Annotated in this window: 2 protein-coding genes and 1 pseudogene; 2 read left to right on the top strand and 1 reads right to left on the bottom strand. The window is 43.8% G+C overall.

The window, feature by feature from the left end; translation table 11 throughout:
• Positions 1–190: pseudogene (locus tag OB13_RS20630) on the bottom strand (flavin reductase family protein); the annotation flags it as partial.
• 545 nt (positions 191–735) lie between these two features.
• Here OB13_RS20630 and OB13_RS20625 point away from each other — a divergent pair.
• A complete protein-coding gene (locus OB13_RS20625) occupies positions 736–1,452 on the top strand; it encodes a polysaccharide biosynthesis/export family protein (protein WP_461492070.1) in 717 nt (238 codons plus the stop codon).
• Between the two features lie 23 nt (positions 1,453–1,475).
• Positions 1,476–1,745: Wzz/FepE/Etk N-terminal domain-containing protein (locus tag OB13_RS20620; RefSeq protein WP_461492069.1), on the top strand; the 270-nt coding region annotated here is incomplete at its 3' end.

Genomic DNA, 1,745 nt, shown 5'->3' with positions numbered 1-1,745 from the left:
GGCGGGCAGGAGAGAAGACCACAATAGGCGGTTTGGCACTGAACACATTGAAAAAGCTGAAAGGACTGAGGTTCACATTTCCTTCCTCATCCATCGTGCTGGCAAAAGCAATAGGCCGTGGCGCAATGGCACCCAAGAGTAAGGCATGCACTTCAGCAGTTTTGGTTTCTTTCGGATTTACCGTCTTCATGTATTAGCTCCCTTCTGTAAGTGATAAAGGCCCCGCAAGTTACAAATTCCATACGATCTCATGGCATCTTCCAGACCCATGATAGTCTCAGGCAGTGACTATACCTTCTTTTTATTGCAATGACTTACCAATTGACACTCGTGCACTCGCGGGAACTGCGTATGCCAGTTATCGTTAGTTTAGTTGCAAGAATGCCACGAAACGATTTACTGATTTCAAGTATAGTAGAATGCCCTTGAATGAATCCTGTAGATTAAGTTTTTGACAATAACCACTTACCTCTTACGTTCAAGCCATGAAATTAAAGCAAGGCAAAGGTTTAGATATGCTTTTTAATAGTTAACACATTAAATAAATGTTTTTGAAAACTTTTATACTTAATTTTGCAAGCTAGCAGCTATGTGTAGCTGGCAGATTGTCTCTTGACCTGGCTTTTGAAAATTGATGCAAAAGCAGATTGTTACACCCGTATGAAAATTAGACTTGTACTATTTTTGGGCCTTTTGGTCTTCGCGTCTTGTAGCTCGCTTCGTACTCGTAATATCGTGTATCTCAGTGATCTGGAACAACAGCCTGTACTGACGGAACAGGTAGAGCTCAAGCGTCTTACCATTAAACCCGGTGATCTGCTTACCATAGAAGTACTTACCCCAAATGCGGAAACGAACATGCTCTTTAACCGGGGCATTATTGTAGAGGAAGGTGCCGGCGGAGGGGGCAGCCAAATGATGCGGCAGCAGGGCAACCAAAACGAAGGCTACCTGGTAGATACTCGTGGCACCATTGACTTTCCTGTTTTGGGAAATATGCAAGTGAATGCTCTGACTACGGAACAAGTTCGGGATACGATCTTGTTGAAAGTTCGCGAATATGTACAGGATCCGATTGTAAAAGTAAGGCTGCAGAACTTTCGTTTTACCATGATGGGCGAAACCGGACCTTCTGTAGTAGAAGTGCCAGCTGATAATGAAGAGGTAAATTTACTTGAAGGCCTTGCTATGGCGGGAGGTATTTCCATTTACGGAAAGATGAACAACGTACTGGTGATCCGGGAGCAGAATGGTGAACGAACCATGGCAAGGTTGAATCTCAACAATAAGGAAACATTATATTCTCCTTACTTTTACCTGCAGCAGAATGATATCGTATATGTGGAGCCGGATAAGGCCAAAGTGTCTGGTACCAGCTTTATTCGTCGTAACTGGGGCTTTGCTGCCGGTTTAGTGTCCTCTGCCTTCGTGCTCTACCAATTATTTAAGTAGTATAACGCCTTCCTATACCTACCATGTCCGAATTAGATTTTCAGGAAGATAATAATGAGTCTCTGGATATAAAAGGTCTCATCATGCGGTATCTCCGCTACTGGTACCTTTTTGTTTTAGGTGCGGCGCTGGCCTTGACAATTGCACATCTCTACCTGCGATACTCCACCCCGGTTTACAGTGTTAAAGCGACTATCCTGATCAAAGATGAGAGTGGTGCCGACTTGGCAAACAGTGGAGTGTTTGCTGACATGGCCTTACTTCAATCGAATAAGACCTTTTCAAATGAGGTG

The sequence above is a fragment of the Pontibacter sp. HJ8 genome, from assembly GCF_054824225.1.
Note: the sequence above shows the minus strand (reverse complement) of the source record. Positions and strands in the feature narration are given on the sequence as shown.